This window comes from Klebsiella sp. GN_Kp190 (assembly GCF_040061795.1).
Lineage (GTDB): Bacteria > Pseudomonadota > Gammaproteobacteria > Enterobacterales > Enterobacteriaceae > Klebsiella > Klebsiella michiganensis.
Map to the genome: position 1 here is coordinate 14,709 of NZ_JBEAFN010000003.1, position 26,948 is coordinate 41,656.

Sequence of the window (26,948 nt, forward strand, 5' to 3'; positions counted from 1 at the left end):
TTTAAAGCAAAAGAGAACGTTGCGCAGTGCGCACATTATTTTTTATGTAAGGAAGAAAGCAGACGGACGCGGTGGCGCGCGGGTGTGGGGATAAAGCCAGGTAAAGTCATGCCAGCGTTTCCTCTCCGGGCGGGACACCGGGACTCGCTGGCGTCGAAGCATCAGGCTGAGCAGCAGCAGCAGCGCGAAAATCAGGCCCGGAACATGAGCTAACAGTACGCAGTAGCCACAGGCTTCAGCATGATCGAGCGGCACGCTGTGCGCGTGTTCCGGCATCGAGGCATCGGTATTCGTCATGGACATCTGATGTGATGGCATACCTTCCGGCATCCCCATCATTGCGTGATGCATGCCATTCATCGGATCTTTTTGCAGGGCGATGGAGATCAACGGCGCCACCACGATCAGCAGGATCGCAAACAGCGCCAACCATACGGCCCGCCGTTGTAATGCTGCGTGATGAAAAATATTGCTGACCACCGTCCCTCCCCATGAGGGGCGTATTGTAAATGATTCGCAATGGAATGGTTAAAATAAAGATAAAAAAAGGGCCGGCCCATCAGGCCAGCCCTCTCATTCAGGATGTCGCGAAAGCGAATCTTAGTTAAGACGCTCTTTGATACGAGCAGACTTACCGGTACGCTCACGCAGGTAGTACAGTTTAGCTTTACGTACAGCACCACGACGTTTGACAGAAATGCTGTCAACTACCGGAGAGTGAGTCTGGAAGACACGCTCAACGCCTTCGCCGTTGGAAATTTTGCGAACAGTGAATGCAGAGTGCAGACCGCGGTTACGAATAGCGATAACCACGCCCTCGAATGCCTGCAGACGTTTTTTGGAACCTTCAACAACCCATACTTTCACTTCCACGGTATCACCCGGACGGAAGGAAGGTACGTCCTGCTTCATCTGTTCTTGTTCAAGTTGCTTAATAATGTTGCTCATAATTTAATCTCTTATCCTGGGTAAACTGATATTGGGGGCTTACGCCATCCCATCATGTTTATGTTGCTGTTGCGCGAGTTCCTTTTTGAACTCTGCCAGCAACCTTGCTTGCTCTTCAGTCAGAGCCAGGTTTTCCAAAAGTTCAGGTCTTCTAAGCCAGGTACGGCCCAGCGACTGCTTCAGACGCCAGCGACGTATCTCAGCATGGTTTCCCGACAGCAATACCGGCGGTACTTCCATACCTTCTAACACTTCAGGACGCGTATAGTGCGGGCAATCCAGCAATCCTTCAGCAAACGAATCTTCGATTGCTGAAGCTTCATGACCCAGCACCCCCGGAATAAACCGGGAAACGGAGTCAATCAGCGTCATTGCCGGTAGCTCACCACCGCTGAGAACGTAATCGCCAATTGACCATTCTTCATCAATCTCGGTCTGAATTACGCGCTCATCTACGCCTTCATAGCGACCGCACACCAAAATCAGCTTCTGATTTGTTGCCAGTTCGCTGACGCCCGCTTGATCAAGCTTGCGTCCCTGAGGTGAAAGATAAATCACCTTTGCGCCTTCACCTGCCGCGGCTTTTGCTGCATGAATGGCATCCCGTAAAGGTTGCACCATCATTAACATCCCCGGTCCACCGCCGTAAGGACGATCGTCCACGGTACGGTGCCGGTCATGAGCGAAATCGCGAGGACTCCAGCTCTGGATGCTCAGCAGGCCATTTTTTACTGCCCGGCCAGTTACCCCGTAATCGGTAATTGCGCGGAACATTTCAGGAAACAGGCTAACGATACCTATAAACACAAGCCAATCCCCATAGTGCCGTTTTTTACCGTTTATTCGGAGAATTTAAAAACCAGGATCCCAGTCTACTTCGATGGTACGAGTAGCGAGATCGACTTTCTTGATAACCTGCCCATCGAGGAACGGAACCAGCCGCTCCTTGATACCAAATGCATCTTTCAGGTTTGCCTTGATGACGAGAACGTCATTAGACCCGGTTTCCATCATGTCGATGACTTTGCCGAGGCTATAGCCTTCCGTGGTCACTACCTGGCAGCCCATCAGGTCTTTCCAGTAGTAGTCACCCTCTTCAAGCGCAGGCAGCTGCGATGAATCCACGACAATTTCGCAATTAGTCAACAGATTCGCTGCATCGCGATCGTCAATGCCTTTCAGCTTAATGACGATATCCTGATTGTGGTGGCGCCAGCTTTCCAGCTCAACAACCTGCCACTGACCCGCCTTCTGGATAAACCAGGGCTGATAGTCAAAAATGCTTTCGGCGTCTTCGGTGGAGGAAAACACTCTGAGCCAACCACGGATACCGTAGGAAGAACCCATCTTGCCCAATACAATCGGTTCAACAGGTGCTTGTGCGGTGTGTTGCTTGCTCATCATGACCACCGTGACAGATTAAGCTGCTTTGTTAGCGGCTTTGATCAGCGCAGCTACGCGATCGGAAACAGTAGCGCCCAGGCCAACCCAGTGAGCGATACGATCCAGATCCAGACGAGTTCCTTCTTCGGTCGCAGAAGCGATCGGGTTGAAGAAACCAACGCGCTCAATGAAGCGACCGTTGCGTGCATTACGGCTGTCGGTAACAACAACCTGGTAGAACGGACGCTTTTTCGCGCCGTGACGTGCTAAACGAATAGTAACCATAACATCCTCTTGTGTGAATAAAACACCGGGCCCCATCGAGGAACGGAGCCCGGTGTCATATTAAAAGCCCGAAAATTTTACTGATTTCTGGGGAAATTGCAATCAGCAGTTATAAACTCTGCTGTGGAAGGGCGACTCCGGTACCCTTAAATTGGTACCGGAGCATAAGTCATAGCCAGAATGCGCCAACCATGTGTCAGAAAAGAAGCGCGCCCCGGCAGAAATGGCGACCAGCCTATCGGCCTCCAGGGAACCCTGGCGGCATCATTCCTTTCATTCCGCGCATCATCTTCATCATGCCGCCTTTCGACTTCATCTTCTTCATCATGCGCTGCATATCGTCAAACTGCTTGAGCAGACGGTTCACATCCTGCACCTGCATTCCGCAGCCTGCGGCGATGCGGCGCTTGCGCGAACCTTTAATAATTTCCGGTTTAGCGCGCTCTTTCAGCGTCATCGAGTTGATGATGGCTTCCATACGCACCAGAACTTTATCATCCATCTGTGATTTAACGTTGTCCGGTATCTGCCCCATGCCCGGCAGCTTGCCCATCAGGCTGGCCATACCGCCCATGTTTTTCATCTGCCGCAGCTGTTCAAGGAAATCGGTCAGGTCAAAACCGTCGCCTTTTTTCAGCTTAGAGGCCAGCTTTTCAGCCTGCGCGCGGTCGACCTTACTTTCGATATCTTCGATCAACGACAGGACGTCGCCCATGCCGAGAATACGGGAAGCGATACGATCCGGATGGAACGGCTCCAGCGCTTCGGTTTTCTCGCCAACGCCGAGGAACTTAATCGGCTTGCCGGTGATATGACGAATCGACAGCGCCGCACCGCCGCGGGCGTCACCATCCACTTTGGTCAGCACGACCCCGGTCAGCGGCAGAGCTTCGTTAAAGGCTTTCGCCGTGTTCGCCGCATCCTGGCCGGTCATCGCATCGACAACAAACAGGGTTTCTACTGGATTGAGAGACGCATGGACCTGCTTAATCTCATCCATCATCGCTTCATCAACGTGCAGACGACCGGCGGTATCCACCAGCAGCACGTCGTAGAATTTGAGCTTCGCTTCTTTCAGCGCGGCATTAACGATATCAACCGGCTTCTGACCCACGTCAGACGGGAAGAAATCAACGTTAACCTGCTCGGCCAGCGTTTCCAGCTGTTTGATCGCCGCAGGGCGATAGACGTCAGCGGAAACGACAAGGACTTTCTTCTTGTGCTTTTCACGCAGGAATTTACCCAGCTTAGCGACGCTGGTGGTTTTACCCGCCCCCTGCAAACCGGCCATCAGAACCACGGCTGGCGGCTGCGCCGCTAAATCCAGCGCCTGGTTCTCTTCGCCCATCGCGGCAACCAGTTCGTTGCGCACGATTTTGACGAACTCCTGGCCCGGGGTCAGGCTTTTGTTGACTTCATGACCTACCGCGCTTTCTTTTACGCGGTTGATGAAATCACGTACCACAGGCAGAGCAACGTCCGCCTCCAGCAGCGCCATACGCACTTCGCGCAGGGTATCTTTAATATTGTCTTCTGTAAGGCGTCCGCGGCCGCTAATGTTGCGCAGCGTACGCGACAAACGATCGGTTAAATTATCAAACATTGTCTCTCGCCTGAGGTGGAAACGGTCGGTCGCCGCAGCGACACAAAAACGGAATGGGCGCAGTATAACACGACATAAACGCGAATGTGCTGCAACGGTTGGAGCCAGAGTCGCGTGACGCTATACTGCTTCTCTTTACTATTTAGTCAACAGTCGACACCCCTATGCCTGTTTTTGCTCTACTCGCCCTTGTCGCCTACTCCATCAGCCTCGCGCTGATCGTCCCTGGCCTGCTGCAAAAAAACAGCAGCTGGCGGCGGATGGCGATTCTTTCCGCAACTATTGCGTTGATTTGTCACGCCTTCGCGCTGGAGTCACGCATTTTTCCCGGCGGCGAAAGCGGGCAAAATCTCAGTCTATTAAACGTGGGATCGCTGGTCAGCCTGATGATCTGTACGGTGATGACCATCGTCGCCTCGCGTAATCGCGGCTGGCTATTGCTACCCATTGTCTACACCTTCGCCTTAATCAACCTCGCGTTCGCTACCTTTATGCCGAACGAGTACATCACGCATCTGGAAACCACGCCGGGGATGCTGGTCCATATCGGCCTGTCGCTCTTCTCTTATGCTACGCTGATTATCGCTGCGCTTTACGCGCTGCAGCTGGCGTGGATTGACTATCAGCTGAAGAATAAAAAGTTGACCTTCAGTAGCGAAATGCCGCCGCTGATGAGCATTGAACGTAAAATGTTTCATATCACCCAGATAGGCGTGGTTCTGTTAACCCTGACGCTGTGTACCGGGCTGTTTTACATGCACAACCTATTTAGTGCGGAAAACATTGATAAAGCAGTGCTGTCTATCGTTGCGTGGTTCGTTTATATCGTCCTGCTTTGGGGCCACTATCATGAAGGGTGGCGCGGACGCCGGGTCGTCTGGTTTAACGTGACTGGCGCGGGGCTGCTGACGCTGGCCTACTTTGGTAGCCGCGTATTGCAACAGTTCATGAGCTAAGTCTTTAAGGAATCCCAAGTGGAACATATCTCCACCACCACGCTGATCGTGACGCTGATCGTCATGGTGGTCATCTCCGCCTATTTCTCCGGTTCTGAAACCGGCATGATGACGCTGAACCGCTATCGCCTGCGTCATATGGCCAAGCAGGGCAATCGTCAGGCAAAACGTGTCGAAAAGCTGCTGCGCAAACCTGACCGTCTCATTAGTCTGGTCCTCATTGGCAATAACCTCGTCAACATTCTTGCCTCGGCGCTGGGCACCATTGTCGGTATGCGCCTGTATGGGGATGCCGGCGTCGCCATTGCCACCGGCGTCCTGACGTTTGTGGTGCTGGTGTTTGCCGAAGTGCTGCCAAAAACCATTGCCGCGCTCTATCCGGAAAAGGTCGCCTATCCCAGCAGCCTGCTGCTCGCGCCGCTGCAAATCCTGATGATGCCGCTGGTGTGGTTGCTCAACACCATTACCCGCATTCTGATGCGCATGATGGGTATAAAAACCGATATCGTCGTGAGCGGGGCCTTAAGCAAGGATGAACTGCGTACTATCGTTAATGAATCACGCTCGCAAATCTCCCGCCGCAATCAGGACATGCTGCTCTCCGTTCTTGACCTCGAGAAAGTCAGCGTTGACGACATCATGGTCCCGCGCAACGATATTGTCGGTATCAATATTAACGATGACTGGAAATCCATTGTCCGCCAGCTGACCCACTCTCCGCACGGACGCATTGTGCTGTACCGCGACTCGCTGGACGATGCCATCAGCATGCTGCGGGTTCGCGAAGCTTATCGCCTGATGACGGAGAAAAAAGAGTTCACGAAAGAAGTCATGCTGCGCGCCGCCGATGAAATTTACTTCGTGCCGGAAGGTACGCCGCTCAGTACGCAACTGGTGAAATTCCAGCGCAATAAGAAGAAAGTGGGCCTGGTTGTTGATGAATATGGAGACATTCAGGGTCTGGTCACGGTTGAGGATATCCTCGAAGAGATCGTTGGCGATTTTACGACATCAATGTCGCCTACGCTTGCTGAAGAGGTGACGCCGCTTAACGATGGTTCAGTGATTATCGACGGTACCGCCAACGTACGTGAAATCAACAAGGCTTTTAACTGGCATCTGCCGGAAGATGAAGCGCGAACCATTAACGGTATTATCCTGGAAGCACTTGAAGAGATCCCCGCCCCGGGCACCCGCGTACGCATCGAACAGTATGACATTGATATTCTTGATGTTCAGGAGAATATGATTAAAAGGGTGAAAGTGATGCCGGTAAAACCCATTCGCGAAAGCGTGGCCGAGTCATAGCAACCCTGGGACCTGGCTGAGGGGAATAGAAAAACGGCTACCTCGCGGTAGCCGTTTCGCTTATTTACTTCGCTTTCGCCACGGTGACCATCGCCGCGCGAATAGTACGGCCGTTCAGGGTATAACCCTTTTGCATCACGCCCAGAACGTTACCTGCCGCAACGTCTTCAGACTCAACCATCGCAATGGCCTGATGTACGTTCGGATCCAGCGGCACGTTAGTATCGCCAATCACTTCCACGCCGAACTTGCGCACCACGTCGAGCATGGACTTCAGCGTCAGTTCGATGCCTTCAACCATCGGCGCCATATCCGGGTTAGCTTTATCAGCGACTTCCAGCGCGCGATCCAGGCTGTCGATGACCGGCAGCAGCTCGTTAACGAACTTCTCCAGCGCAAACTTATGCGCTTTTTCGATATCCAGCTCGGTGCGGCGGCGCAGGTTATCTTCATCGGCTTTCGCACGCAGCAATACTTCACGTTCGCGCTTCTGCGCTTCAGCAAGCTGAGCTTCCAGATTCGCAATTTTTTCATCGCGCGGATCCACCTGCTCAGCCGAAACCTCAGGCTCTACCGCCTCAACGTCGTCGTGCTGCTCCGTGATAATTTCTTCCGGGGCTTGCCCCTCAGGCGTTTTCTGTTCTTTACTACTCATGAATTTCTCCGCGTTTTTTTTCGCATTCATCTCGCTAACTTCGCTTATTATGGGGATCAGTTTCCTGGTTTCAAGGGAACGCAGCCAGATTGTCACTATTCATTTAACGCAAGGACATCCAGATCATGAAGAACCACTTCAAGTGTATAGGCATTGTGGGACACCCTCGTCACCCAACCGCGCTGACCACACATGAAATGCTCTGGCGCTGGCTGTCCGGCAAAGGTTATGAAGTGCTGGTTGAGCAGCAAATTGCTCATGAACTGCAGCTCAGCAATGTGAAGACCGGGACGCTGGCGGAAATCGGCCAGCAGGCAGACCTGGCCGTCGTGGTGGGCGGTGATGGCAATATGCTCGGCGCAGCGCGGACGCTGGCCCGCTACGACATTAACGTTATTGGGATTAACCGCGGTAACCTCGGTTTTCTGACCGACCTCGACCCGGATAACGCGCTACAGCAGCTCGCCGATGTCCTCGAAGGCCACTATATCGCCGAAAAACGCTTCCTGCTGGAAGCGCAGGTATGTCAGCAGGATTGCCAGAAGCGCATCAGCACGGCGATTAACGAAGTCGTCCTGCACCCTGGCAAAGTGGCGCATATGATCGAGTTTGAAGTCTACATTGATGAGGTGTTTGCTTTCTCTCAGCGCTCCGATGGCCTGATTATCTCCACGCCAACCGGCTCCACGGCTTATTCCCTCTCCGCCGGCGGGCCGATCCTCACGCCTTCGCTGGATGCTATCACTCTGGTCCCCATGTTCCCGCATACGCTGTCGGCACGCCCGCTGGTGATCAACGGTGACAGCACGATTCGCCTGCGCTTTTCTCAACGCTGTAGCGACCTCGAGATTAGCTGCGATAGCCAGATAGCGCTGCCGATTCAGGATGGTGAAGATGTGCTGATCCGCCGCTGTGACTATCACCTCAATCTCATTCATCCAAAAGATTACAGCTATTTCAATACATTAAGCACCAAGCTTGGCTGGTCGAAAAAATTGTTCTGATTTTATAGCCAGCCCCTTTACTGGATAAAAAACCATATTATACTGTACGAAAACACAGTAATGGTTTTTAATACAGGAAGGCAGCTATGTTGGCACAACTCACTATCAGTCATTTTGCTATCGTTCGTGAGCTGGAAATCGATTTTCACAGCGGGATGACCGCCATTACCGGCGAGACCGGCGCCGGTAAATCGATCGCTATCGACGCGCTGGGGCTGTGCCTCGGTGGTCGGGCGGAAGCCGACATGGTGCGCAGAGGCGCCAGCCGGGCTGATTTGTGCGCCCGTTTCTCCCTGAAGGACACGCCTGCCGCGCAGCGCTGGCTGGAACAGAACCAGCTTGAAAGCGGGCGTGAGTGTTTACTTCGTCGCGTCATCAGCGCAGACGGCCGTTCTCGCGGGTTTATTAACGGTACGGCAGTCCCTTTATCCCAGCTTCGTGAGCTCGGTCAGCTGCTAATCCAGATCCACGGCCAACATGCCCACCAGTTACTGACTAAACCCGAACACCAGAAAACGCTGCTTGATGGCTATACCGGTGAGTATGCGCTTACTCAGCTCATGGCAGAGCGCTATCGTCAGTGGCATAAAAGCTGTCGCGATCTGGCGCAGCATCAGCAGCAAAACCAGGAGCGCGCAGCGCGTGCGGACCTGCTGCAATATCAATTAAAAGAGCTAAATGAGTTCAACCCGCTGGCGGGCGAATTTGAGCAAATTGATGAAGAGTACAAACGCCTTGCTAACAGCGGTCAGCTGCTGACTACCTGCCAGCATGCGCTGACGGTGCTGGCAGACGGCGAAGAATCCAACCTGCAAAGCCAACTCTACGCCGCGAAGCAGCTGGTCAGCGAGCTGGTTGGTATGGACAGTAAGCTCTCCGGGGTACTCGATATGCTCGAAGAAGCGTCTATTCAGCTTAGCGAAGCCACGGACGAACTGCGCCATTATCATGACCGACTCGATCTCGATCCGAACCGCCTGTTTGAGCTGGAACAGCGTATCTCCCGGCAAATTGCCCTCGCGCGGAAGCATCAAATTACGCCCGAAGAGCTTCCTGACCTTTACCAGTCACTGCTGGAAGAACAGCGTATGCTGGATGATAGCGCGGGTTCTCTGGAATCACTCAGCCAGAGGGTTGTGGAGCATCATCAGCTGGCGCTGGATACGGCGAAACAGCTGCATGCCTTACGCCAAAATAGCGCCGATGAGCTGACTCAGCTCATTACGGAGAGTATGCACTCACTTTCGATGCCGCATGGGGTGTTCTCCATTGATGTCGCGTTTGATGAGCGCCATCTTACGGCTGAAGGCGCAGACCATATCGAATTCCGCGTCACCACTAACCCGGGTCAACCGCTGCAGCCGATTGCTAAAGTTGCCTCCGGCGGCGAGCTGTCTCGTATTGCGCTGGCGATTCAGGTCATCACCGCGCGTAAGATGGAAACTCCGGCGCTGATTTTCGATGAAGTGGACGTCGGCATCAGCGGCCCTACGGCGGCGGTCGTCGGTAAGCTGCTGCGTCAATTGGGTGAATCAACCCAGGTGATGTGCGTTACCCACTTACCGCAGGTTGCCGGTTGCGGACATCACCATTTCTTCGTCTGCAAGGAAACCGACGGTGAAATGACCGAGACGCATATGCACCCTCTGGATAAACGCGCTCGTTTGCAGGAACTGGCCCGACTGCTGGGCGGTAGTGAAGTCACTCGTAACACCCTGGCAAACGCGAAAGAGTTGCTCGCCGCGTAAACTTTTTGATTTTCACAGAGTCATAGTGAACAGCAAATTGCCGACAGACCTGCAGCCGAAGGTTCCCAACCGGGCAAAGGTCTATTATCATCGGCATATTACAGATGAGCCACGTACTGCTCGGGCCCAAAAAGGAATCAAATCACTATGCGCTGTAAAATGCTGACTGCTGCCGCAGCGGTTCTTCTTATGTTGACCGCAGGCTGTTCCACTCTGGAACGAGTGGTTTACCGTCCTGACATCAACCAGGGTAACTATCTGGCACCAACCGATGTAGCAAAAATCCGCGTCGGCATGACGCAACAACAGGTTGCCTATGCTCTTGGTACCCCGATGATGTCGGATCCGTTTGGCACCAATACCTGGTTCTACGTTTTCCGTCAGCAGCCTGGGCATGAGAAAGTTACCCAGCAGACGCTTACCCTGACCTTCAACAGCAGCGGTGTGCTGACCAACATTGATAACAAACCTGCCCTGACGGCGGAGTAAAGCTATCAATACGCAAAAAGCGCTCAATGAGCGCTTTTTTTATATCTGCATCTTCGTGCGAAACGGTTACTTTCCGGCGCTTTTCTCCGCCCGCTGCCGGCGCAGCTCTTTTGGGTCAGCAATCAGCGGCCGATAGATTTCTACCCGATCGCCATCGTGGACCCGATCGTGAAGCTTAGACGGGCGGCTATAAATCCCCACTTTGTTCTTCGTCAGATCGATATCATCACGCAGCGCCAGAAGGCCGCTGGCCACGATCGCCTGCTCGACCGTCGCGCCCTCCTCCAGCTTAACGCTTTGCAGATACTGCTTTTCCGGCAATGCGTAGGCCACTTCAACCACGATTTTAGCCGACACTGTAGACCTCTTTAGCGCGGGTCGTGAACGCCTGCACCATATTCATGGCCAGCTCTTTGAAAATGCGACCAAAGGCCATTTCAATCAGCTTATTAGTGAATTCAAAATCGAGATGGAACTCAATTTTGCACGCTTCCGGGCTTAAGGGAATAAACTTCCAGCCGCCAATCAGCTTTTTGAACGGACCATCGACCAGACTCATCAGAATACTTTGGTTACTGGTCAGCGTATTTCGCGTTGTGAAGGTCTTGCTGATACCCGCTTTGGAGACGTCAACCGCCGCGGTCATTTGCGTCGGACCGAGCTCCAGAACCCGGCTACCGGTGCAGCCCGGCAGAAAATCAGGGTAGGACTTCACATCATTTACCAGTTGGTACATCTGTTCCGCACTGAACGGCACCAGGGCGGTACGGCTAATCTGAGGCATAGCAGGTTCCACATATAAACACGGTGTAAATAATATCATTTATCTGCTGCTAAAAAAAACGCTGTACCGCAACTCGTGCTAAGATAGCCCATTACGCCTCGCGGGAAGATTGAGGTACGACTGTTTTAAGACGATGACTTCAGGATACTATGACTAAGAAAAAAGCCCACAAACCTGGATCAGCCACCATTGCGCTGAATAAACGCGCTCGTCATGAATACTTTATCGAAGATGAATACGAGGCTGGTCTTGCCCTGCAGGGATGGGAAGTAAAATCTCTCCGCGCAGGTAAAGCCAACATTGGCGATAGCTATGTCATTTTAAAAGATGGCGAAGCCTATCTGTTTGGCGCCAACTTTACGCCAATGGCCGTTGCTTCCACTCATTACGTTTGCGACCCGACGCGTACCCGTAAGCTTCTGCTCAACCAGCGCGAACTGGATACCCTGTACGGGCGCATCAACCGCGAAGGTTACACCGTGGTTGCTCTTTCTCTGTACTGGAAGAATGCCTGGTGCAAAGTCAAAATCGGCGTAGCGAAAGGTAAGAAACAGCACGACAAGCGTACCGATATCAAAGACCGCGAGTGGGCGGTAGATAAAGCCCGAATTATGAAACACGCCGGTCGTTAATTCCCCTTCCTGTCAGGGTCAGTTTTGCTGGCCCTGATGCTATATCGTTGTTGATGCTGATTTTTCACCCAACCTGACGCCATAATCCTCAAAACGAGGACTGGTAAGCACATTCATAAATCTGTTATACTCACCGTACACATTGGGGCTGATTCTGGATTCGACGGGATTTGCGAAACCCAAGGTGCATGCCGAGGGGCGGTTGGCCTCGTAAAAAGCCGCAAAAAAATAGTCGCAAACGACGAAAACTACGCTTTAGCAGCTTAATAACCTGCTCTGAGCCCTCTCTCCCTAGCTTCCGCTCTTAAGACGGGGATCAAAGAGAGGTCAAACCCAAAAGAGATCGCGTGGAAGCCCTGCCTGGGGTTGAAGCGTTAAAACTAATCAGGCTAGTCTGGTAGTGGCGTGTCCGTCCGCAGGTGCCAGGCGAATGTAAAGACAGACTAAGCATGTAGTACCGAGGATGTAGGAATTTCGGACGCGGGTTCAACTCCCGCCAGCTCCACCAATCATGATTGGACAGTGATAGGACATCACTAGCAATAACAGGAAGTTAGCAGTCTCAGCAGGACACCGACCAGACGGTGAGGGGACAAAAAAGGATACGCAAAGGAGCCGCGGCTCTTTGATGACACAGAAGCCCGCTAATGCGGGCTTTTTTTATGGGGTAAGACATATGAACCAACTGCAAGAAATCATTCAGATACTAAGTACTGGTGATGAAGGCACAACAAATGCTCTCATAAAAACGAAGATCCTTCTTTTCTCTATCGGGAAAAAGGAGCTTGCTGCATGGGTAAACCATGAAATAAATGGTTATCCAGATTCAGTTTCCCTTCCCGATTATAGAATTGTTGGTACAAGAATTCTTGCAGATCTGAACAACGCCGTTCGTCTATATAGAGCTTTTCCGTTACCGATTGGCTATCTAAGTGAAGATGATTATAAAGATGCTACAATTAGTGAAGTAAGGCTTTCAATCAGTCAAATCGAAGACCTAGTAACCAATGCCGGTGATAGCCATGCTCTTCAGCAGCCAATTCCTTTAGATTACGCGTTAATTAAATATTGCAAAAACATCGATAGAGACTATGAGTTAACACGCTGTTATAAGGAGATCGCGCTACATAACTTCACTTCCATCTTAACTCAGGTCAGGTCACGGCTACTTGATTTTATACTTGAGCTTTCTGATCAAGTTTCTGAAATACCAGATGAGAAAAATATGACAGAAAAACTTAAAAATATCGACACGTCTTCATTGTTCCATAACTCAATTTTTGGAGACAATACCGTCATAAACTTCGGAGATGAAAACTCATTTTCTGTGAATAACCACGTCTTAAAAAATGACACTGACTCATTAAAAGAGTATCTCTCATCTCAGGGTTTCCCTAAATCTGATGTTAACGATTTAGAAATTGCTATTGGTGAAGATGGCCCGATAGCTAACAAACGTGGTGAATATGGTCAATCTGTTAGTAAATGGTTGGCAAATATTGCGAGTAAAGCTGCCCATGGTACTTTGGGCATAGGAATAGCTGCTGCAACTCAAGCAGCAACCGCTGCTCTGAAAAAATACTACGGTCTATCATAACCATCATGGTGTGTCGGGGGGCGGAGGTTCAAATCCTCTCGTGCCGACCAAATAACCCCAGTAAAACCAGCCTTTTAATGCTGTTTTTCGAGCGGGGAGTTAGTGGGGTGAAGCCGGGGAGAAACCCCATCAATAACAACTTCTCCGGGGTTATTTTCCTCCCTCAGAAATGCTCAATTTTCTGTCTTCTATACTTTCAGTCTGAAGACTGGAGGTAACCATGTGCGGACGATTTGCCCAATCACAAACCCGTGAAGAATACCTGGCTTATCTGGCTGAAGAGGCCGAGCGAGATATCGCCTTTGATCCAGAGCCAATAGGACGCTACAACGTCGCCCCCGGCACCAAGGTTCTGTTGCTGAGCGAACGCAATGAAGAACTGCACCTCGATCCGGTCCATTGGGGTTACGCGCCAGGGTGGTGGGATAAGCCAGCGCTCATTAACGCTCGCGTAGAAACCGCGGCGACAAGCAGAATGTTTAAGCCACTATGGCAACATGGCCGGGCGATCTGTTTTGCGGATGGCTGGTTTGAGTGGAAGCGTGAAGGTGACAAGAAGCAGCCCTATTTCATCCATCGTAAGGATGGTCAGCCGATTTTTATGGCGGCTATCGGCAGCGTACCGTTTGAACGCGGCGATGAAGCTGAAGGATTTTTGATAGTGACCGCTGCGGCCGACCAGGGTCTCGTCGATATTCATGACCGCCGGCCGTTAGTGTTAGTGCCGGAAGCTGCGCGCGAATGGATACGGCAGGATACCGGAGGGAAAGAGGCGGAGGAAATAATTGCTGATGGCGCTGTGTCAGCGGACCATTTCACCTGGCACCCTGTATCCCGCGCGGTGGGTAACGTTAAGAATCAGGGGCCGGAATTAATAGAGCCGATCACTTGACCTTCAGCAAATCGCTATATCTCGTTGTGTAGCGAGGCGAAAGCATTTCTCGCTTCATCTGCCATGCGGCCTGGATTCCCTGCCCTGCAAAATAGAGCGTCCCCCTGCCATCCTTCGCGTTGAGATGGTCAAGAACCTCCATCAGTTTCTCGCTGTTCTGCCGCGGTGCGTTATCATCAAACAGGTTTAGCTGGGCCACTCCCTGGCTGTAGAAATCCCCTAGCATCACGCCTGCTTTCTGATAGCGATGTCCGTCTCGCCATATCGCGTCGAGGCATTTCGTCGCTGCGGTAATAATGTCTCTGCTGTCCTGGCTTGGCGTAAGCAGCTTTACCGATGCGCTGTTCCCATAGTACGGCTCGTTCAACGCAAACGGACTCGTTTTGACGAATGCAGAGATAAAACGGCAATACTGATGCTCGCCACGGAGTTTCTCCGCTGCGCGCGACGCATAGCTGCATATCGCCTGCCTCATCTCATGGTATTCCGTGATACGACCGCCGAACGAACGGCTGCACACGATTTCCTGTTTTACCGGCGCGAACTCCTCCAACCCAAGACAAGGCTCACCGCGCAACTCACGCACAGTTCTTTCCAGCACGACGTTAAAATGCTTGCGGATAAAACGAATATCCGTGTCGGCTAACTTGAGTACCGTGTCTATCCCCATATACTCCAGCTTTTTACTAATACGGCGCCCTACCCCCCAGACCTCTTCCACCGGCAGCAAAGACATCAGCTTCCTCTGTCGTTCCAGATTCGACAAATCAACTACGCCTCCGGTCTGCCGCTGCCACTGTTTCGCTGCATGGTTGGCCAGCTTTGCCAGCGTTTTTGTCTGGGCTATGCCGACGCCGACCGTGAGATGCGTCCTGCGTAGAACTGTCTCACGAATTTCCCGGCCAAAGTCGGTTAGGTCGCGGCAGTTACGAACTCCTGTCAGGTCGCAAAAAGCTTCATCGATGCTGTAAATTTCGCATCGTGGAGAGAGCTCCTCCAGTGTCGTCATCACACGATTAGACATATCGGCATAGAGCTCATAGTTGCTACTAAATGCGATAATGCCGTGCCGGCGAAACATGTCCTTTTGTTTGAAGTACGGCTCCCCCATTTTGACTAAGGGCTTCGCCTCAGCGGAACGAGCAATCACACACCCGTCGTTATTGGAAAGGACGACTACTGGCAGCCCTTTCAGATCTGGCCTGAATACAGTTTCGCACGATGCGTAAAAGGAGTTCACATCGCAAAGCGCAAACATCTCAGCCAGCCGATTTGATGATGTAAGTAACGACCCCGAACACATCGAGAGTGTCCTCGCTACCCACAACTATCGGCGAATATGCAGGGTTCATTGGGTTAAGCTGAACCCGCGGATGCAGCTGCAGTTTCTTAACAGTGAATTCCCCGTCCACCGCGGCAATCACAATATCACCATGAACTGCGGTTCTTGAACTATCCACGACCAGTAAATCCCCCTCGCCAATGCCCGCATCTTTCATGCTATCGCCTGCAGCTTTGACAAAATATGTCGCGCTGGGGTGGTTAACTAGCAACTCGTTCAGGTCGATGCGTTGCTCAACATAATCCTGCGCTGGACTGGGAAATCCGCACTGCACGAGGTCACTGTACAACGGAATAAGGATGATTTTACGTAACTCGACGGGCGTGTAGAACTGCATGATAGACTCGCTCACATAAATACTGTTTATATATACAGTAGATTTAACCCAGCCACATATCAATATAGATTCCGGCTATCAATTCTCGTCATTGACGTAACGCATTGATGTAATGAGTAAGGTAAGTCTTAAAGTGCTTTTAGTGCTGAACTGTTTGATGGTTTTGCGAACAATGCGAGGATAAAATTTTTCAGCTATGGCACTGCCTCCATAGCAAATTGCTCACCTGCGGGCTCTTGCATACGGTTCGCAGGTGAGCAAACTTAGCCAGCCGGAAAATATTTATAAATAGTCTTTACCCCTACCCCGATGACATCCGCCACCTGCTGCCGGGTCGCGCCAGCGATTAACATTTCTTCCGCCCGATTGATGATAGTGCGGGTCATGATTTTACGACGACCGCCAATCCTTCCACGTTCGCGAGCTGCGGCCAGACCTGCGCGAGTACGTTCGATGTTTAGCTCTCTCTCCATTTCAGCCAGTGCTCCCATAACATGGAAGACGAACCGGCCAGCAGGCGTTCCGGTATCAAAACTGTCTGTGAGACTACGAAAGTAAATCCCCTTCTCCTGCAGCTCCCCCACCAGCTTAATCAAATCCCACATTCGTCGACCTAATCGATCCAGCTTCCAAACAACCAGCGTATCCCCTTTTTTGAGGCGCTTTAGGGCCTTCTTTAAACCTGGCCGCTTCGTGTTTTTACCGCTCGATTTATCTTCAAAAATCAGCTCACATTCTGCGCGGATCAGCGCATTTTTCTGTAAATCGAGGTTTTGGTCCACTGTTGAGACCCTGGCATAACCAATCAGCATGATGTAACCCTTTGAAATAGCTGATTGTAAAAAGCTCCGGTCTTTCGCTCAAACCCTCGTTTGCGCGAACGCCTTTTTTGGAGCAAAAAACATGGCTGGATTTGACCCGGCGCTGGGGAGTACTTCTCCGGCGGTGCTGCTCGATAACGCCAAACGGCTCGATGAGCTGGTGAATGGTGAACAATCCACGGTGGATGACCGCAGCGGAGAGCCTCTTCCTACCTGGCGCGGGATCACTGCTGATATTGAAAGCGTGCTCGCGTCGCTTGATACCTCCAACTCAACGTTTCCGGATGAGCCATCCGGGATAGCAGGCACAACAAACGGGCAATATTTCCGTACACCGCAAGGGACCGAATCGCCTGTGGCCTTTCGATATTTTGTTAATGCGAATGGTGTTGCTCAGGAGGTTGCATGGCTGCTGGGCGCTCAGCGCTTTTTTGACTTTCTCTACCTCTTTAACTCCATGTTCAGTACCAGTGGTGTGGCCGGGTTTGATGCTATTTTTTCAAATACACAGGGGCAGTATGTCGGTGGTATTGACTCCTCTGGTGCCCTGAACTTCGGGAAGATGATCGCGAACCTCGCAGCGTTTGTGTCAGCTGATATCAAGTCATTGACGACGGAATCAATGAAGCTGGCGAGCGGGGCTGAGATGACCTCAAATATCCCTCCTGGATTTGAATGGGCGCTGATGAGTTTGTTCGGCAGCGCAGCTGTTGGCCTGAAAGACGACGGTACTTTTGCTGCTGGCAAGTTACAGGCACTGGTTGCCAGTATCGGAAAACTGCTTGGTGACATCGTTTTTCATGGTGGGGGGAAAACCACAGGCGTATTACCAGAGGGTTTTCTGTGGGGCTGGATGGATGATTACGGGCGAGTTACACACGGCGGGAAAACCGATGGAAGCGTTGAGACAGGCACGATAAAAGTGAAAAGGCTTATCGCTGGCTCTATCGAATCGGACTCACTGCCCGTTGATAAAAAACCTCTCGCCAAAAGACTGACAGATGTAAACCACATCATCGGCTTTGGACAGTCGTTGATGGCAGGTATCAATTCAATGCCACTCCAGACCATTACTGCCATTCCCAATGCCTACCGTTTTAATGGTGGCGTCAGGGCGCAAGAGGGTTCAGGAACGTCTGCTGAGAATCATGCCAGCCTGCTTCCATATATCGAAACCACACATGATACGGGGGATGGTGTTGGCTATGAAACACCTTTGGGCGGGGCCATTACTGCGATATTTGACCGCCTGTCTGCTGAAGCCGATGGGTACGCGTCAGGTGACGTAAAAATTCTGGGTTCTGTTCCGGCACAGGGAAGTAAAACCATAGCCCAGCTGCGCCAGAATCCTGGCCTCTACATGCAGCGCATCATCGATGACATGACATATGGTAAAGCGCGTGCCAATGAGCTGGGACTTACCTACTCACCCCATGCAATGATTTATATGGGGAATGAAAGTGACCAGACCGCAGGGACAACAGAAGACGTCTACCTCGACAGCTTTGACAAAATGATTGCGGCCGTCAATGGCTTTGCCAGCGACGTGACAGGGAAAACAGAGTCACTCCCGTGGTTTATCTATCAGTTCAACAGCTGGAAAAACCGCACGCCAAATACCAGTTATCCAACCATCCCCCTTGCATTGTTAAAACTTGCCCGGAGCCGCGATGACGTCAGGCTGGTACAGCCCATGTACATGTATGACTACTACGATACAGCGCACCTGTTGGGATTTGATTCGAAAATGTGTGGATACAGGTTCGGCCTGGCCATTGAGCAGGAAATGCTGACAGGTAAGAAGTTCGAGCCGCTGTGGTCGCAGGACGTTTCTCTTCAGGGAGGCATAGCAAACATCTGGTACGACCCGGTTGGCAAACTGGTGCTGGATACCAGCATTGTCACCGATCCGGGGAATTACGGGGTGTCTGCCGTAGACCCGTCTGGAAATGCGCTAACGCTGACAGAGGTTTCGGTACACCTCAACCGCTTGCGCGTCCGTGCATCCGGAGGCATTCCATCCGGCTCTAAACTGCGCCTTGGTTTTACCGGCGGCACGACTGGAACACTCCCGAGCAGAACTAACGGCCCGCGCTGCTGCCTGCGCGATAGCCAGGGCGACACTATCAAATTCGATCCGAATGGCGTGGCGTATCGCATGGATAACTATGCAATTGTTGAAGAAATTACACTGAACTAAGAGGCACACATGGTCGCAAAATTAGGTTTTATCGTGGATGGTTCCGGCTGGGACCCGGCCAATATTATAGGCAGTATCTACCCTCAACCGACGGTCGCCAATATTGGGCTACTGAATGCTGACGGGGTAACCATGCTGGCCGGGGCGGCGCCGACAAAAATCGGCTCGCCGGTTATGGGGGATGGTTATCAGACGCTGAATGGTTATAACGCAGGGTACGATACGGGAATTGCAGATACACCGATAAAAACCATGATGGCGCTGGTTAAACCGGTAATTGGCGGCTCGCTGCGGTCGCTGGCAATCGGGTCATATCATGGAGGGAATGGCACGCCACCAGTGCCTCAGGGGGATACCTTCGTTATTGACCCGGTAAACCTGACGGTCAGGGCTATTGGCAGCACGACCACAGGCGTGGCGACATCATCTCTGAACCTTACTACCGCAGATCTGACAAAGTTTATGCTACTGGTTGCGGACTATTCAGCTGCCGGCGTTCAGCTTCACATGTTCAGAGAGGGTGCTCTGGTCAGCGCACCACTGGCGGCATTCACTACAAGGGCCATTCCGACATCAACGATCCGTTTGGGTATCGGGTATGATATTTCAATTGCGACGGGCGGATTGAACGGGCCGATACAGGAATCAGCCTGGGGACTGTGGTCAGGCGTGAACCTCGCGACTGAAGAAAAATCAAGAATGTATTCCACATTTAAAAACATGCTGTCAAACGTAATAGCGATTAGCTAAAAGGCAATGAGGCTGCCTGGATGTGACAGCCTCATTTATCCTCACCCGGTGATTAATGTAGTCGCTACAACTTTTTTCGTTGACGGATGTCTGGCATTTCCTGAGCCGCCGTGACTGCAATCGACAATTTTTGTACACCGAAACCCATAATTTGCAGGATTAATTGCTTTGCAATTGTATGCAACCAGACAGGCTGCGGCAGGCGTACTGAACGTATCACCGGAAACGTAACCGTTATAATCCCCCTCTGATATACCGTTATGCACCACGACCATCGTTGCTACGCCAGGATCAGTGGATATTGGGCTCTGGTGAGACTCTATACCTGCCGATTTGCTGTTAACTTTCCGCTGTTGAAGTGCATTACCACGGGTGAACGGGTTTACATAAAAAGCTTCAGCACCATAAGCCGGGGTAAGTCCGGAACCCAGGTTAAACGTTGCAACGGGAGCAAAGCCCATTTCGGTACAGTTTTCATGACTTGACCATCCGTCATCAAGACAATCAGTCGCCCAGCAGCCAAAGTGCGTAAAAACTGAAAAGTTGTGCTGATTGAACCCGTCATATGTTCCAAGAAAGTTTCGCGAGCCAGCACCACCGGCTTTACAGTTAGTGGCTATTGTCCAGTTACCAATATCAAAGCAGTTTTCCGCCGCTCCCAGAACCCACACATCATTAAGTGCCGTTTCACGAAAAGCCCACGTTCCCATGCGCGCGTAACGTAAGTGTATGCCGGTGATTGAAACTGCACCTCTGCCATTGAACTGAGTTTCAGAACCCGTGAAAATACCCTGCACCGTTGTCGCAGCATATATAGTTCGACCAGATAAGATTGGATCGCCACCCCCAGGAAGCGTGAAATAGATAATACCCTCAGCTTCAATCCATACACATTTAGCTGAGTTACTGACATCCAGTTCTGTCAGTGCCACTGACTTATCCCATGAAACCGGTACGGTCTGGTTAATAGCGTTACGTACAGTATCGGCCAGCCAGATTTTCGTACACTCCAGACGATTTGCACGCCCGCGCATCACTGGCAAGTAATTTTCCGGCTGCTCCAGCGTGTCAGCGTCAGGCATATCGTCGATCCATAACCATGACGGGTGTGTACCAGTAGCAAACCCCGTCAGGGGCGCAGAGTAGATACGGTTATAACCAGGTAGTTTGGTGATACTTGTCAGCCTGGTTCCTCCCCTGATGACCGGATATTCAAAGGCCGGGGTCGTAATCCCTTCGATATGTACGCGATTGACAGCAGAGAATGACACCTGGAAATCAGAAAGTGCATAGTTGCCTGCAGCGACATAAACGTTACCAGTACCCCCGATTTTGGCTACAGCAGCGGCCAGCGTTTTCATTGGTGATGACAGCGAAGTGCCTGTATTTGAGTCAGACCCCGTGGGAGAAATAAAAACGGAGGATACTGCAGAACTGCCAGCACCGGACAGAGTCTCAGAAGTCCATGTTGCATCCGCACCGTTGCGAAGCGAGAAGTTCGTCAGATACATCTGAGGGCACGGCGCACCTGTCGCCCCTTCAGCGCGAACGTTGAATATAAGGTATGCCGCCCCATTCGGTACCGGGATATTTTCCGCGATAATTAACCGGGTACGCGATGTAATACTGCTGCGTGGTACATAGCGAGTGTAATACTGCGGCCCCGTTGAAAATGCAGCATCATCGTTTCCTGCGACCCCGGTCCATGCTGTGTTAATCAAATTACCGCTGGCATCGCGGGCCCAGATACGGACACGCAGGTTGTTCTGGCCGTTGGATTGCGCTCCCTGGTCTCCAATTTTCTCGATAATGTCTACCGAAGCGGAAAAATACCCGGACGGAAACTTAGATACAGAGACGGGTATTCCCGGCAAGAGGTTTGGCCCGACAGCGGTAACTGTATTGGCCGGGGGCTGTTCAACGGTCATGTAACCGTTCTTGAGTACCGCTTTTGCGTTATTGTCCCACCCGGCAACCGCGGCCCCCTCGGAAGCATTCTTTAACTGGCTGTCCGGGAACCAGTTTGGGAGGTCATTCCAGAAAGATTTGCTTTTCGCCACCTGGGCTGCCATCGCTTCGGTAATAAAGTTAATATTATTACCGCCCGTGTAGGCTGCCGTGCGGGCCAGCTTTGCGGGAAACATGATGGCATCCGGCGCATTGACAAAGACAAAATTATCGATGTAGACAAAAGGAGCCGGGGTCGAACCGTTGTTTTCTGCACGAATTGTAATTCGAATAGTCGCCGCATTCGCCGGAACCAGAATATTGCGCGCCAGGTTTAAGCGATAAGGTTCACTGATATCAGAACGAGGAATATTACGGGTATAATATTTCTCTTCCACGACCGTGCCGCTGGTATCGTCGTTACCGGCAACACCTGTCCACGCGTTAGCTATTTCTGTGCCATCGGCGGTGTAGGCAACTAAACGCGCCCTGAGGTTATTCTGGCCGTAAACAGAGTCAATCCCCTGATCACCAATCTTTCTGACAATATCCATTGCGACAGAAATATGTTTTCCGGATAAAGCAGATACGTCAATGAGCGGCCCATCAGATGCGATTGCAGATGTGGCAGCTGGTGTGCGCAGGCACTTTCTGTTTCCAACAGATACAACAATGGCATTAATCCAGCCTGCCGGAGTGGAGTTTTCTGCAAATGATTCAAATGTCGGATAAGGCATCAGGTTTTGTGCCATCCCTCCGAGCATCTTCTGGTCTGTGACGCGGGCTGCAGTTTGCGGGTTAAGGAACGTAGTGGTATCTGTACCATGGATAGCCTGTGATTCGGTAGCTGCCTTCAGGGGGATACGGCGAAAGGCGGAAACTGGACCATCACACAGTAACAGATTAGTAAACTTCACCTCACGGCGCGCCTGTCCTCCCGACTGAACTCCAAGATAAAGCCAGACATTTGCACAATCGACGTGAAGCGGAACGGCTGAGAATTTAGCGAAGATGGTACTGGTGATCTGCGAGCTAACAGTCACAGTCGATTCCACTCTGGCTGCTGTAATTTCATTCCCGGCTGCGTCATGCTGCACCAGCAATACCCTGACAGAAGCAACGCCCGTTGATGCATCTGCATAGATAACGGCCATTCCTGCCGAGATATATCCGCCAGGAAAACTACTGCGTTCATGGCCTCCCAACCACAGAGGAGCCTCATTATCCGAACCCGCCGCCTTGATCAGACTGTAACAGGGGAGTCCATTATATGTGCTGATCGTCGGCACTGCCGAACCAGTTTTACGGGGCGGAAGCACGGTAACGTCAGACACATTGTTGGCGAACAGGTTTGGCTGAGTATATATGACGTTGTCTTTCAGCTCCTGGGCGATAACAATCCGTCCGTCCGGATACCAGTAAACGGCATGGGCAACCCCGCCAACATTTCGGTAGTAAATAAATGATCCGTTTTGAATAACTCTGAAAAATTGACCATCTGTTGTACCGGCGAGGCCAGAAGCTTCGTCAGCAAAAGTAAAACTCCCGGTATCCATCGATGCAATAACATCATCAAATTTGGCCATGATCTGGCGCCATGAATAAAGCGAATCTCCACCGCGGTCAGGAACATCAGCAGCGGGGCCATTCACCAGCTTATCCAGTCGCTCGGCGTTATCGAGCAGCACCGCAGGAGAAGTGCTCCCCAGAGGAGGATTAAAGGCCATGTTTTTTTGCTCCAAAAAAAGGCGTTCGCGCAAACGAGGGTTTGAGCGAAAAGAGTTAATAAGGGGTTTTTATGGGGTATTAAGCGGCGTCGCCGGGGTATGTGGCGTCGTCGTAGGCGTAGAAAATTTCTTTATATTCCGGCGCGGTAATCTGACAGTTGCTGTCACCGGAGGGGGCAACCTCCTGGACTATCCCATGCCGGGCACCTTTTTCACTGTCGCAGAACAGCAAACGCGGTGGATCAATATCAGGGTCGTCCATAATCCAGTCTTCCGGGTGCAGATCGTCGTTGTAAGGTATGGTAAGAGTGAAATCATCTATCCGCTGCGGCGTCAGCATCCGTGACGATGGACGACTGTTCTGAAACTGTATCCAGCACCGGGGATTTGTGTAGCTCCAGTCCAGAGGCTCGGTAACATGTAGCGTTATTTCCTGAAAGTCGTATGTCATTGCGTCAATCAGGCAACTTTGGGTTTTCCCGGTTCGAATATCATCTGACAAAATGATGTGGTCACCAAAATCATGGCACCATCCCAGCATTGCAGTTGTAGCCGTATACGTCCGGCGTTGATGGAGATATTTCATTAACCGGCGCATCCCGATACGCCAGGCACGATCCGCTGTCATGACGACATCGATGGTGTAAGCCTCCGTTTTCCGGGGGAACGGATTTTCAGGCGTCCGGCACTGTACGGTCTCCTCCGCCCAGGTAACGGGATTGATGTATTTCACATCCACGCCATCAAAATCGTCCTCCGAAGGCACCCTGAATGATGTCTGCATTTCCTCGACTGTATCCTGGGGAGTGATGATTCCGGTCCAGCTTTTGACCCCTTCACGCCCGACGGAAAGTAAGCCGTCAGACAGCAGAAAATACCCCATGCCTGCTTCAGCAATCTTGTCGAAAATATCCTTTGCGGACGTGCTGTCACTGCTTGCCTGATGGTCAAAATACTCGCCTCGTGGCGTCCAGTAATTAGCCTCAAGCATGTTGATTGTGGAAATGTCGATCTGATCGTCGCGATAACCCAGACTGCGGGCCAGATGCAGGAATGCCCCGCTGATTGTCCTGTCACCACCGCCATCATAGTTTCGCGTCGCGACAACACTCACACGCTTGTCTGACTGCGCCGCCAGCTGGCCGCCGGTTTCAACCGTGATCCCTATTGTTGATATCCCTGCGTATGAGGTCGGACGGGAAAGCAAACGACCTCTGAGCGCCTGCCAGAACATGCTGTCTCTCGCGTTGTTGCTCCCCTGCTCGTTGCGGCGGCGGCATCGAACCTCCACCAGCCCGGGAGAAGACAGATCAAAACGCTCTGTAAAACCGAGGCCATTAACGTTTTTAAGCGCGTATACCCCCTGCTTACTCGTCCATCCTGATCCGGAACCATAAATGCGGTACTGGATTTCATACTCGACATGGCGAACCCGCTTATTCCCGTTGTTCTGGAATCCGCAAATTCCGTTTGGGAAAGCAAAGTTGATTTCAAAGGCATCAATAACCTCGTTTTGCGGGCAGGCCAGAAATGGACCCAGCCAGGTTTCATTATCGTTAATACCAGATGCGGAAAAATCCACGACGGTACGGGTGAGGAAACCTGCCCAGGTATTATCAACGACACCATTGACCACTCTCTGTACGGTCGCAGACGGTCCGTCAGTCGACGCTATCTGGTATTCGTTGCCACGGTGAGCCAGGGAAATCCGCTGCGTGCCGTCCGGCAGGCCAGAAAATGCGGTACCGGAATCATATGCCAGCCTGACACTGGCTGTGACCGCCGGGCTTCCGCCACTGGATGCTGTACCGGCAGTAAACACAGGGCTGTCTCCAAAAACTGACGCGGGCAGGAATGATGACGTAATGGAACCGCCACGCCACGGGCTGGAGATTTCCACGATACGAATCACGCCGCCGTCATCCTGAGCAATCAACCCCGATCCGGTGAGCCCGCTGTTAATCACCGCCAGTAAACCGGACATTGTGCCGTAGTCAGCAACCAGGGACAGGGTATAGGTGACGCCCTGCCAGGTCAGAGCAAACGTCTGGCTGGTTGTCGTAAAATCATACGTGGCTGGCGACGCACTGGCGCGCAATGCTGCAGTCGATCCACCCGTTCCAGGAACGGCGTCCTGGTGAGGGGTATACGTGGCAATCTGCAGATCATAATCGGTACCGCTAAACGTCAGCGTTACAGGCATACCATTATATGGCGCCACTTCTTCGACGGCGTCACCTGTCAGAACGTTAAAACCATCCTCAATCGATACCTGATAATTCACCGGCGCTTTCAGAGTGACAATTGCACCCTCAATCCAGCCAGGAGGCAGCTTGTTCTCATCTTCATCATCATCGTTGTCATCATCGACATCGAGACCTGAAAACGAGACTGAGGCGCCGCTGACGGTCATGGCATCAGCAACGATATCACTGGCTTCAGGGGCAGTCTGAGCCATATCCAGACCTGACCCGCTTGATGTCCCGCCAACTTCTGTACTGTTGAACCAGACCTCGCTGCGACGGTCCCCCGCCACGTTATCGCCCGGACCATAGCTGGTATAAGAAAAGCCACCGCCTAACGGCAGAGCAGGAGTTTCACCCACCCGAAAATCACCGCCGGTATAAGAGAAACGTCCATAACCGAGGCACACAAACATTTCGACCGTCATCCGGGTCGGATCATTGGGGTCAAAGCGAGTGACCGGCTGCACCAGGTAATCCGGATAAATTCTGTTTCTTCCGAATACCTCACGAACAGGATCGCCAAGCTTAGCTGTATTCGCTTTTGCCGGGTTCAGGTCCAGTGATGCTGAATTGCCTGACGAAAACCCGCCCAGCTCTGGTTTCGGGGCGAAAAACAGCGCATAGGCCGTAGAGGCAATAGATACGGCAACCGATACCCACACGGCGATTTCAAGGCCGGTTCCATACGGGATCGGGTAAATCCGCACATCGCTGTCTGGCCGCAGCAAACATAGTGGCCATTCCGCAGGTGGAACAGCCCGGCCGTCCAGTTCGACCGCAACAGGATGCTTTCTGTCCTTCGAGTAGCTCGGGACATTCCTGGCCATCCACTCATGCAGGGTCATCGCGCCATGTTCGTGCGTCTCCAGGGGTTCACCCGGCAACCGGGACGGAAAAAACTTTATCGTCATTGCCAGAACTCCACGCGGTTAAACCTTCGTATGAATCGCGCCAGTGGCAGAAACGTAACCCCCGAGCCTGGATTACATTCCGCGACCTGCAGCTGGTTATCGAGCATGACAACGATCCCGACATGCGTAACCGTTGAGCCGGAATAGCAGGCCACGCCAGTACCTTCGCAGGGCTCGCAGCGTTGCAGGGAAAGCATCAACTTTCTCGCCTCCCGGTCGAGGCCTCCCCCGTCTTTAGTCACACCTGCAAAATCCGGCCATTCAGGTAGCCCCAGGTCGCTGCGTATTTCATTCACAATGCCGAAGCAGTCGAGTAGCGGGTAGGCTCTACCGCCCTTCTGCCATTTAACAGAACGGTATTTATCAGGATTAAACATATTTGC

At 52.0% G+C, this 26,948-nt stretch carries 25 protein-coding genes and 1 other RNA gene; 11 read left to right on the forward strand and 15 right to left on the reverse strand.

The window, feature by feature from the left end; genetic code table 11:
- Positions 1–42: 42 nt before the first annotated feature.
- The 6 genes from ABLU67_RS00995 to ffh all read right to left on the reverse strand — a co-directional run bounded on the left by ABLU67_RS00995 (position 43) and on the right by ffh (position 4,219).
- Entirely contained in the window at positions 43–480 is a 438-nt protein-coding gene (locus tag ABLU67_RS00995; RefSeq protein ID WP_201993751.1) for a DUF2946 domain-containing protein, read from the reverse strand.
- Positions 481–600: 120 nt separating this feature from the next.
- Positions 601–948, reverse strand: a complete 348-nt coding sequence (gene rplS, locus ABLU67_RS01000; RefSeq protein ID WP_004104634.1) for a 50S ribosomal protein L19 — start codon at positions 946–948, stop codon at positions 601–603.
- Between the two features lie 39 nt (positions 949–987).
- Positions 988–1,755, reverse strand: coding sequence for a tRNA (guanosine(37)-N1)-methyltransferase TrmD (gene trmD / locus ABLU67_RS01005; protein ID WP_004104636.1), 768 nt, complete (start codon positions 1,753–1,755; stop codon positions 988–990).
- A 45-nt stretch (positions 1,756–1,800) separates the two neighbouring features.
- Positions 1,801–2,349 (reverse strand): ribosome maturation factor RimM, encoded by a 549-nt coding sequence (rimM, locus tag ABLU67_RS01010; protein WP_014226441.1) that lies wholly within the window; start codon positions 2,347–2,349, stop codon positions 1,801–1,803.
- A gap of 18 nt (positions 2,350–2,367) precedes the next feature.
- On the reverse strand, positions 2,368–2,616 hold the full coding sequence (gene rpsP / locus ABLU67_RS01015; protein WP_004123777.1) for a 30S ribosomal protein S16: 249 nt from the start codon (positions 2,614–2,616) through the stop codon (positions 2,368–2,370).
- A gap of 235 nt (positions 2,617–2,851) precedes the next feature.
- Positions 2,852–4,219 (reverse strand): signal recognition particle protein, encoded by a 1,368-nt coding sequence (gene ffh / locus ABLU67_RS01020; RefSeq protein ID WP_057173933.1) that lies wholly within the window; start codon positions 4,217–4,219, stop codon positions 2,852–2,854.
- Positions 4,220–4,383: 164 nt separating this feature from the next.
- Between ffh and ABLU67_RS01025 the strand changes: the two genes are divergently transcribed.
- Positions 4,384–5,175 (forward strand): inner membrane protein YpjD, encoded by a 792-nt coding sequence (locus tag ABLU67_RS01025; protein ID WP_004853326.1) that lies wholly within the window; start codon positions 4,384–4,386, stop codon positions 5,173–5,175.
- An 18-nt stretch (positions 5,176–5,193) separates the two neighbouring features.
- Positions 5,194–6,483 (forward strand): HlyC/CorC family transporter, encoded by a 1,290-nt coding sequence (locus tag ABLU67_RS01030; protein WP_025107352.1) that lies wholly within the window; start codon positions 5,194–5,196, stop codon positions 6,481–6,483.
- A gap of 64 nt (positions 6,484–6,547) precedes the next feature.
- Here ABLU67_RS01030 and grpE read toward each other — a convergent pair whose 3' ends face one another.
- Positions 6,548–7,138 (reverse strand): nucleotide exchange factor GrpE, encoded by a 591-nt coding sequence (gene grpE, locus ABLU67_RS01035; protein ID WP_004853330.1) that lies wholly within the window; start codon positions 7,136–7,138, stop codon positions 6,548–6,550.
- A 125-nt stretch (positions 7,139–7,263) separates the two neighbouring features.
- Between grpE and nadK the strand changes: the two genes are divergently transcribed.
- From nadK to bamE, 3 genes are all read left to right on the forward strand, one after another.
- Entirely contained in the window at positions 7,264–8,142 is an 879-nt protein-coding gene (gene nadK, locus ABLU67_RS01040) for an NAD(+) kinase (RefSeq protein WP_004123797.1), read from the forward strand.
- 86 nt (positions 8,143–8,228) lie between these two features.
- Positions 8,229–9,890, forward strand: a complete 1,662-nt coding sequence (gene recN, locus ABLU67_RS01045) for a DNA repair protein RecN (protein ID WP_348852109.1) — start codon at positions 8,229–8,231, stop codon at positions 9,888–9,890.
- Positions 9,891–10,037: 147 nt separating this feature from the next.
- Positions 10,038–10,379 carry an outer membrane protein assembly factor BamE gene (gene bamE / locus ABLU67_RS01050; RefSeq protein WP_004123807.1) on the forward strand — a complete coding sequence of 114 codons (342 nt, stop codon included), beginning with the start codon at positions 10,038–10,040 and terminating at the stop codon, positions 10,377–10,379.
- Positions 10,380–10,445: 66 nt separating this feature from the next.
- Here the strand turns inward: bamE and ABLU67_RS01055 are convergent, their stop codons facing one another.
- Together ABLU67_RS01055 and ABLU67_RS01060 are read right to left on the reverse strand one after the other, a co-directional pair.
- Complete coding sequence (locus ABLU67_RS01055) at positions 10,446–10,736, reverse strand: RnfH family protein (protein WP_128334942.1); 291 nt, start codon at positions 10,734–10,736, stop codon at positions 10,446–10,448.
- Positions 10,726–11,163 (reverse strand): type II toxin-antitoxin system RatA family toxin, encoded by a 438-nt coding sequence (locus ABLU67_RS01060; RefSeq protein ID WP_004123817.1) that lies wholly within the window; start codon positions 11,161–11,163, stop codon positions 10,726–10,728. The genes ABLU67_RS01055 and ABLU67_RS01060 overlap by 11 nt, the downstream gene beginning before the upstream one ends.
- A gap of 149 nt (positions 11,164–11,312) precedes the next feature.
- On the opposite strand from ABLU67_RS01060, the gene smpB reads away from it, so the two are divergent.
- From smpB to ABLU67_RS01080, 4 genes are all read left to right on the forward strand, one after another.
- Positions 11,313–11,795, forward strand: coding sequence for an SsrA-binding protein SmpB (gene smpB, locus ABLU67_RS01065; protein WP_004104655.1), 483 nt, complete (start codon positions 11,313–11,315; stop codon positions 11,793–11,795).
- A gap of 144 nt (positions 11,796–11,939) precedes the next feature.
- Positions 11,940–12,303: a transfer-messenger RNA gene (ssrA, locus tag ABLU67_RS01070) on the forward strand.
- 168 nt (positions 12,304–12,471) lie between these two features.
- On the forward strand, positions 12,472–13,392 hold the full coding sequence (locus ABLU67_RS01075) for a hypothetical protein (protein WP_117066477.1): 921 nt from the start codon (positions 12,472–12,474) through the stop codon (positions 13,390–13,392).
- Positions 13,393–13,612: 220 nt separating this feature from the next.
- Positions 13,613–14,284, forward strand: a complete 672-nt coding sequence (locus tag ABLU67_RS01080; protein WP_117066475.1) for an SOS response-associated peptidase — start codon at positions 13,613–13,615, stop codon at positions 14,282–14,284.
- Here ABLU67_RS01080 and ABLU67_RS01085 read toward each other — a convergent pair.
- The 3 genes from ABLU67_RS01085 to ABLU67_RS01095 form a co-directional block, all read right to left on the reverse strand.
- Entirely contained in the window at positions 14,277–15,542 is a 1,266-nt protein-coding gene (locus ABLU67_RS01085) for a Y-family DNA polymerase (RefSeq protein WP_117066476.1), read from the reverse strand. The genes ABLU67_RS01080 and ABLU67_RS01085 overlap by 8 nt on opposite strands.
- Position 15,543: 1 nt before the next feature.
- Positions 15,544–15,963 (reverse strand): translesion error-prone DNA polymerase V autoproteolytic subunit, encoded by a 420-nt coding sequence (locus ABLU67_RS01090; protein ID WP_032734479.1) that lies wholly within the window; start codon positions 15,961–15,963, stop codon positions 15,544–15,546.
- Between the two features lie 263 nt (positions 15,964–16,226).
- Positions 16,227–16,775: a recombinase family protein gene (locus ABLU67_RS01095; RefSeq protein WP_098362846.1), complete on the reverse strand. Its 549-nt coding sequence runs from the start codon at positions 16,773–16,775 to the stop codon at positions 16,227–16,229.
- 91 nt (positions 16,776–16,866) lie between these two features.
- On the opposite strand from ABLU67_RS01095, the gene ABLU67_RS01100 reads away from it, so the two are divergent.
- Both ABLU67_RS01100 and ABLU67_RS01105 read left to right on the forward strand, forming a co-directional pair.
- On the forward strand, positions 16,867–18,984 hold the full coding sequence (locus ABLU67_RS01100; protein ID WP_117066532.1) for a hypothetical protein: 2,118 nt from the start codon (positions 16,867–16,869) through the stop codon (positions 18,982–18,984).
- Positions 18,985–18,993: 9 nt separating this feature from the next.
- Positions 18,994–19,734, forward strand: coding sequence for a hypothetical protein (locus ABLU67_RS01105; RefSeq protein WP_117066531.1), 741 nt, complete (start codon positions 18,994–18,996; stop codon positions 19,732–19,734).
- 41 nt (positions 19,735–19,775) lie between these two features.
- On the opposite strand, the gene ABLU67_RS01110 is transcribed toward ABLU67_RS01105, so the two are convergent.
- The 3 genes from ABLU67_RS01110 to ABLU67_RS01120 form a co-directional block, all read right to left on the reverse strand.
- Positions 19,776–23,267, reverse strand: coding sequence for a hypothetical protein (locus ABLU67_RS01110; RefSeq protein ID WP_181943943.1), 3,492 nt, complete (start codon positions 23,265–23,267; stop codon positions 19,776–19,778).
- A gap of 220 nt (positions 23,268–23,487) precedes the next feature.
- The gene (locus ABLU67_RS01115) at positions 23,488–26,565 is read right to left on the reverse strand and encodes a host specificity factor TipJ family phage tail protein (protein ID WP_117066460.1); all 3,078 of its coding nucleotides are present in this window, start codon (positions 26,563–26,565) and stop codon (positions 23,488–23,490) included.
- Positions 26,562–26,942, reverse strand: coding sequence for a nitrite transporter (locus tag ABLU67_RS01120; RefSeq protein ID WP_117066459.1), 381 nt, complete (start codon positions 26,940–26,942; stop codon positions 26,562–26,564). Before ABLU67_RS01120 ends, ABLU67_RS01115 begins: the two co-directional genes overlap by 4 nt.
- Positions 26,943–26,948: the final 6 nt, after the last annotated feature.

Coding starts and splice junctions, on each gene's coding strand:
- rplS (WP_004104634.1), bottom strand. CDS start 948: ATGAGCAACATTATTAAGCAACTTGAACAAGAACAGATGAAGCAGGAC.
- rimM (WP_014226441.1), bottom strand. CDS start 2,349: ATGAGCAAGCAACACACCGCACAAGCACCTGTTGAACCGATTGTATTG.
- rpsP (WP_004123777.1), bottom strand. CDS start 2,616: ATGGTTACTATTCGTTTAGCACGTCACGGCGCGAAAAAGCGTCCGTTC.
- ffh (WP_057173933.1), bottom strand. CDS start 4,219: ATGTTTGATAATTTAACCGATCGTTTGTCGCGTACGCTGCGCAACATT.
- ABLU67_RS01025 (WP_004853326.1), top strand. CDS start 4,384: ATGCCTGTTTTTGCTCTACTCGCCCTTGTCGCCTACTCCATCAGCCTC.
- grpE (WP_004853330.1), bottom strand. CDS start 7,138: ATGAGTAGTAAAGAACAGAAAACGCCTGAGGGGCAAGCCCCGGAAGAA.
- nadK (WP_004123797.1), top strand. CDS start 7,264: ATGAAGAACCACTTCAAGTGTATAGGCATTGTGGGACACCCTCGTCAC.
- recN (WP_348852109.1), top strand. CDS start 8,229: ATGTTGGCACAACTCACTATCAGTCATTTTGCTATCGTTCGTGAGCTG.
- bamE (WP_004123807.1), top strand. CDS start 10,038: ATGCGCTGTAAAATGCTGACTGCTGCCGCAGCGGTTCTTCTTATGTTG.
- ABLU67_RS01060 (WP_004123817.1), bottom strand. CDS start 11,163: ATGCCTCAGATTAGCCGTACCGCCCTGGTGCCGTTCAGTGCGGAACAG.
- smpB (WP_004104655.1), top strand. CDS start 11,313: ATGACTAAGAAAAAAGCCCACAAACCTGGATCAGCCACCATTGCGCTG.
- ABLU67_RS01075 (WP_117066477.1), top strand. CDS start 12,472: ATGAACCAACTGCAAGAAATCATTCAGATACTAAGTACTGGTGATGAA.
- ABLU67_RS01080 (WP_117066475.1), top strand. CDS start 13,613: ATGTGCGGACGATTTGCCCAATCACAAACCCGTGAAGAATACCTGGCT.
- ABLU67_RS01085 (WP_117066476.1), bottom strand. CDS start 15,542: ATGTTTGCGCTTTGCGATGTGAACTCCTTTTACGCATCGTGCGAAACT.
- ABLU67_RS01090 (WP_032734479.1), bottom strand. CDS start 15,963: ATGCAGTTCTACACGCCCGTCGAGTTACGTAAAATCATCCTTATTCCG.
- ABLU67_RS01095 (WP_098362846.1), bottom strand. CDS start 16,775: ATGCTGATTGGTTATGCCAGGGTCTCAACAGTGGACCAAAACCTCGAT.
- ABLU67_RS01100 (WP_117066532.1), top strand. CDS start 16,867: ATGGCTGGATTTGACCCGGCGCTGGGGAGTACTTCTCCGGCGGTGCTG.
- ABLU67_RS01105 (WP_117066531.1), top strand. CDS start 18,994: ATGGTCGCAAAATTAGGTTTTATCGTGGATGGTTCCGGCTGGGACCCG.
- ABLU67_RS01110 (WP_181943943.1), bottom strand. CDS start 23,267: ATGGCCAAATTTGATGATGTTATTGCATCGATGGATACCGGGAGTTTT.
- ABLU67_RS01115 (WP_117066460.1), bottom strand. CDS start 26,565: ATGACGATAAAGTTTTTTCCGTCCCGGTTGCCGGGTGAACCCCTGGAG.
- ABLU67_RS01120 (WP_117066459.1), bottom strand. CDS start 26,942: ATGTTTAATCCTGATAAATACCGTTCTGTTAAATGGCAGAAGGGCGGT.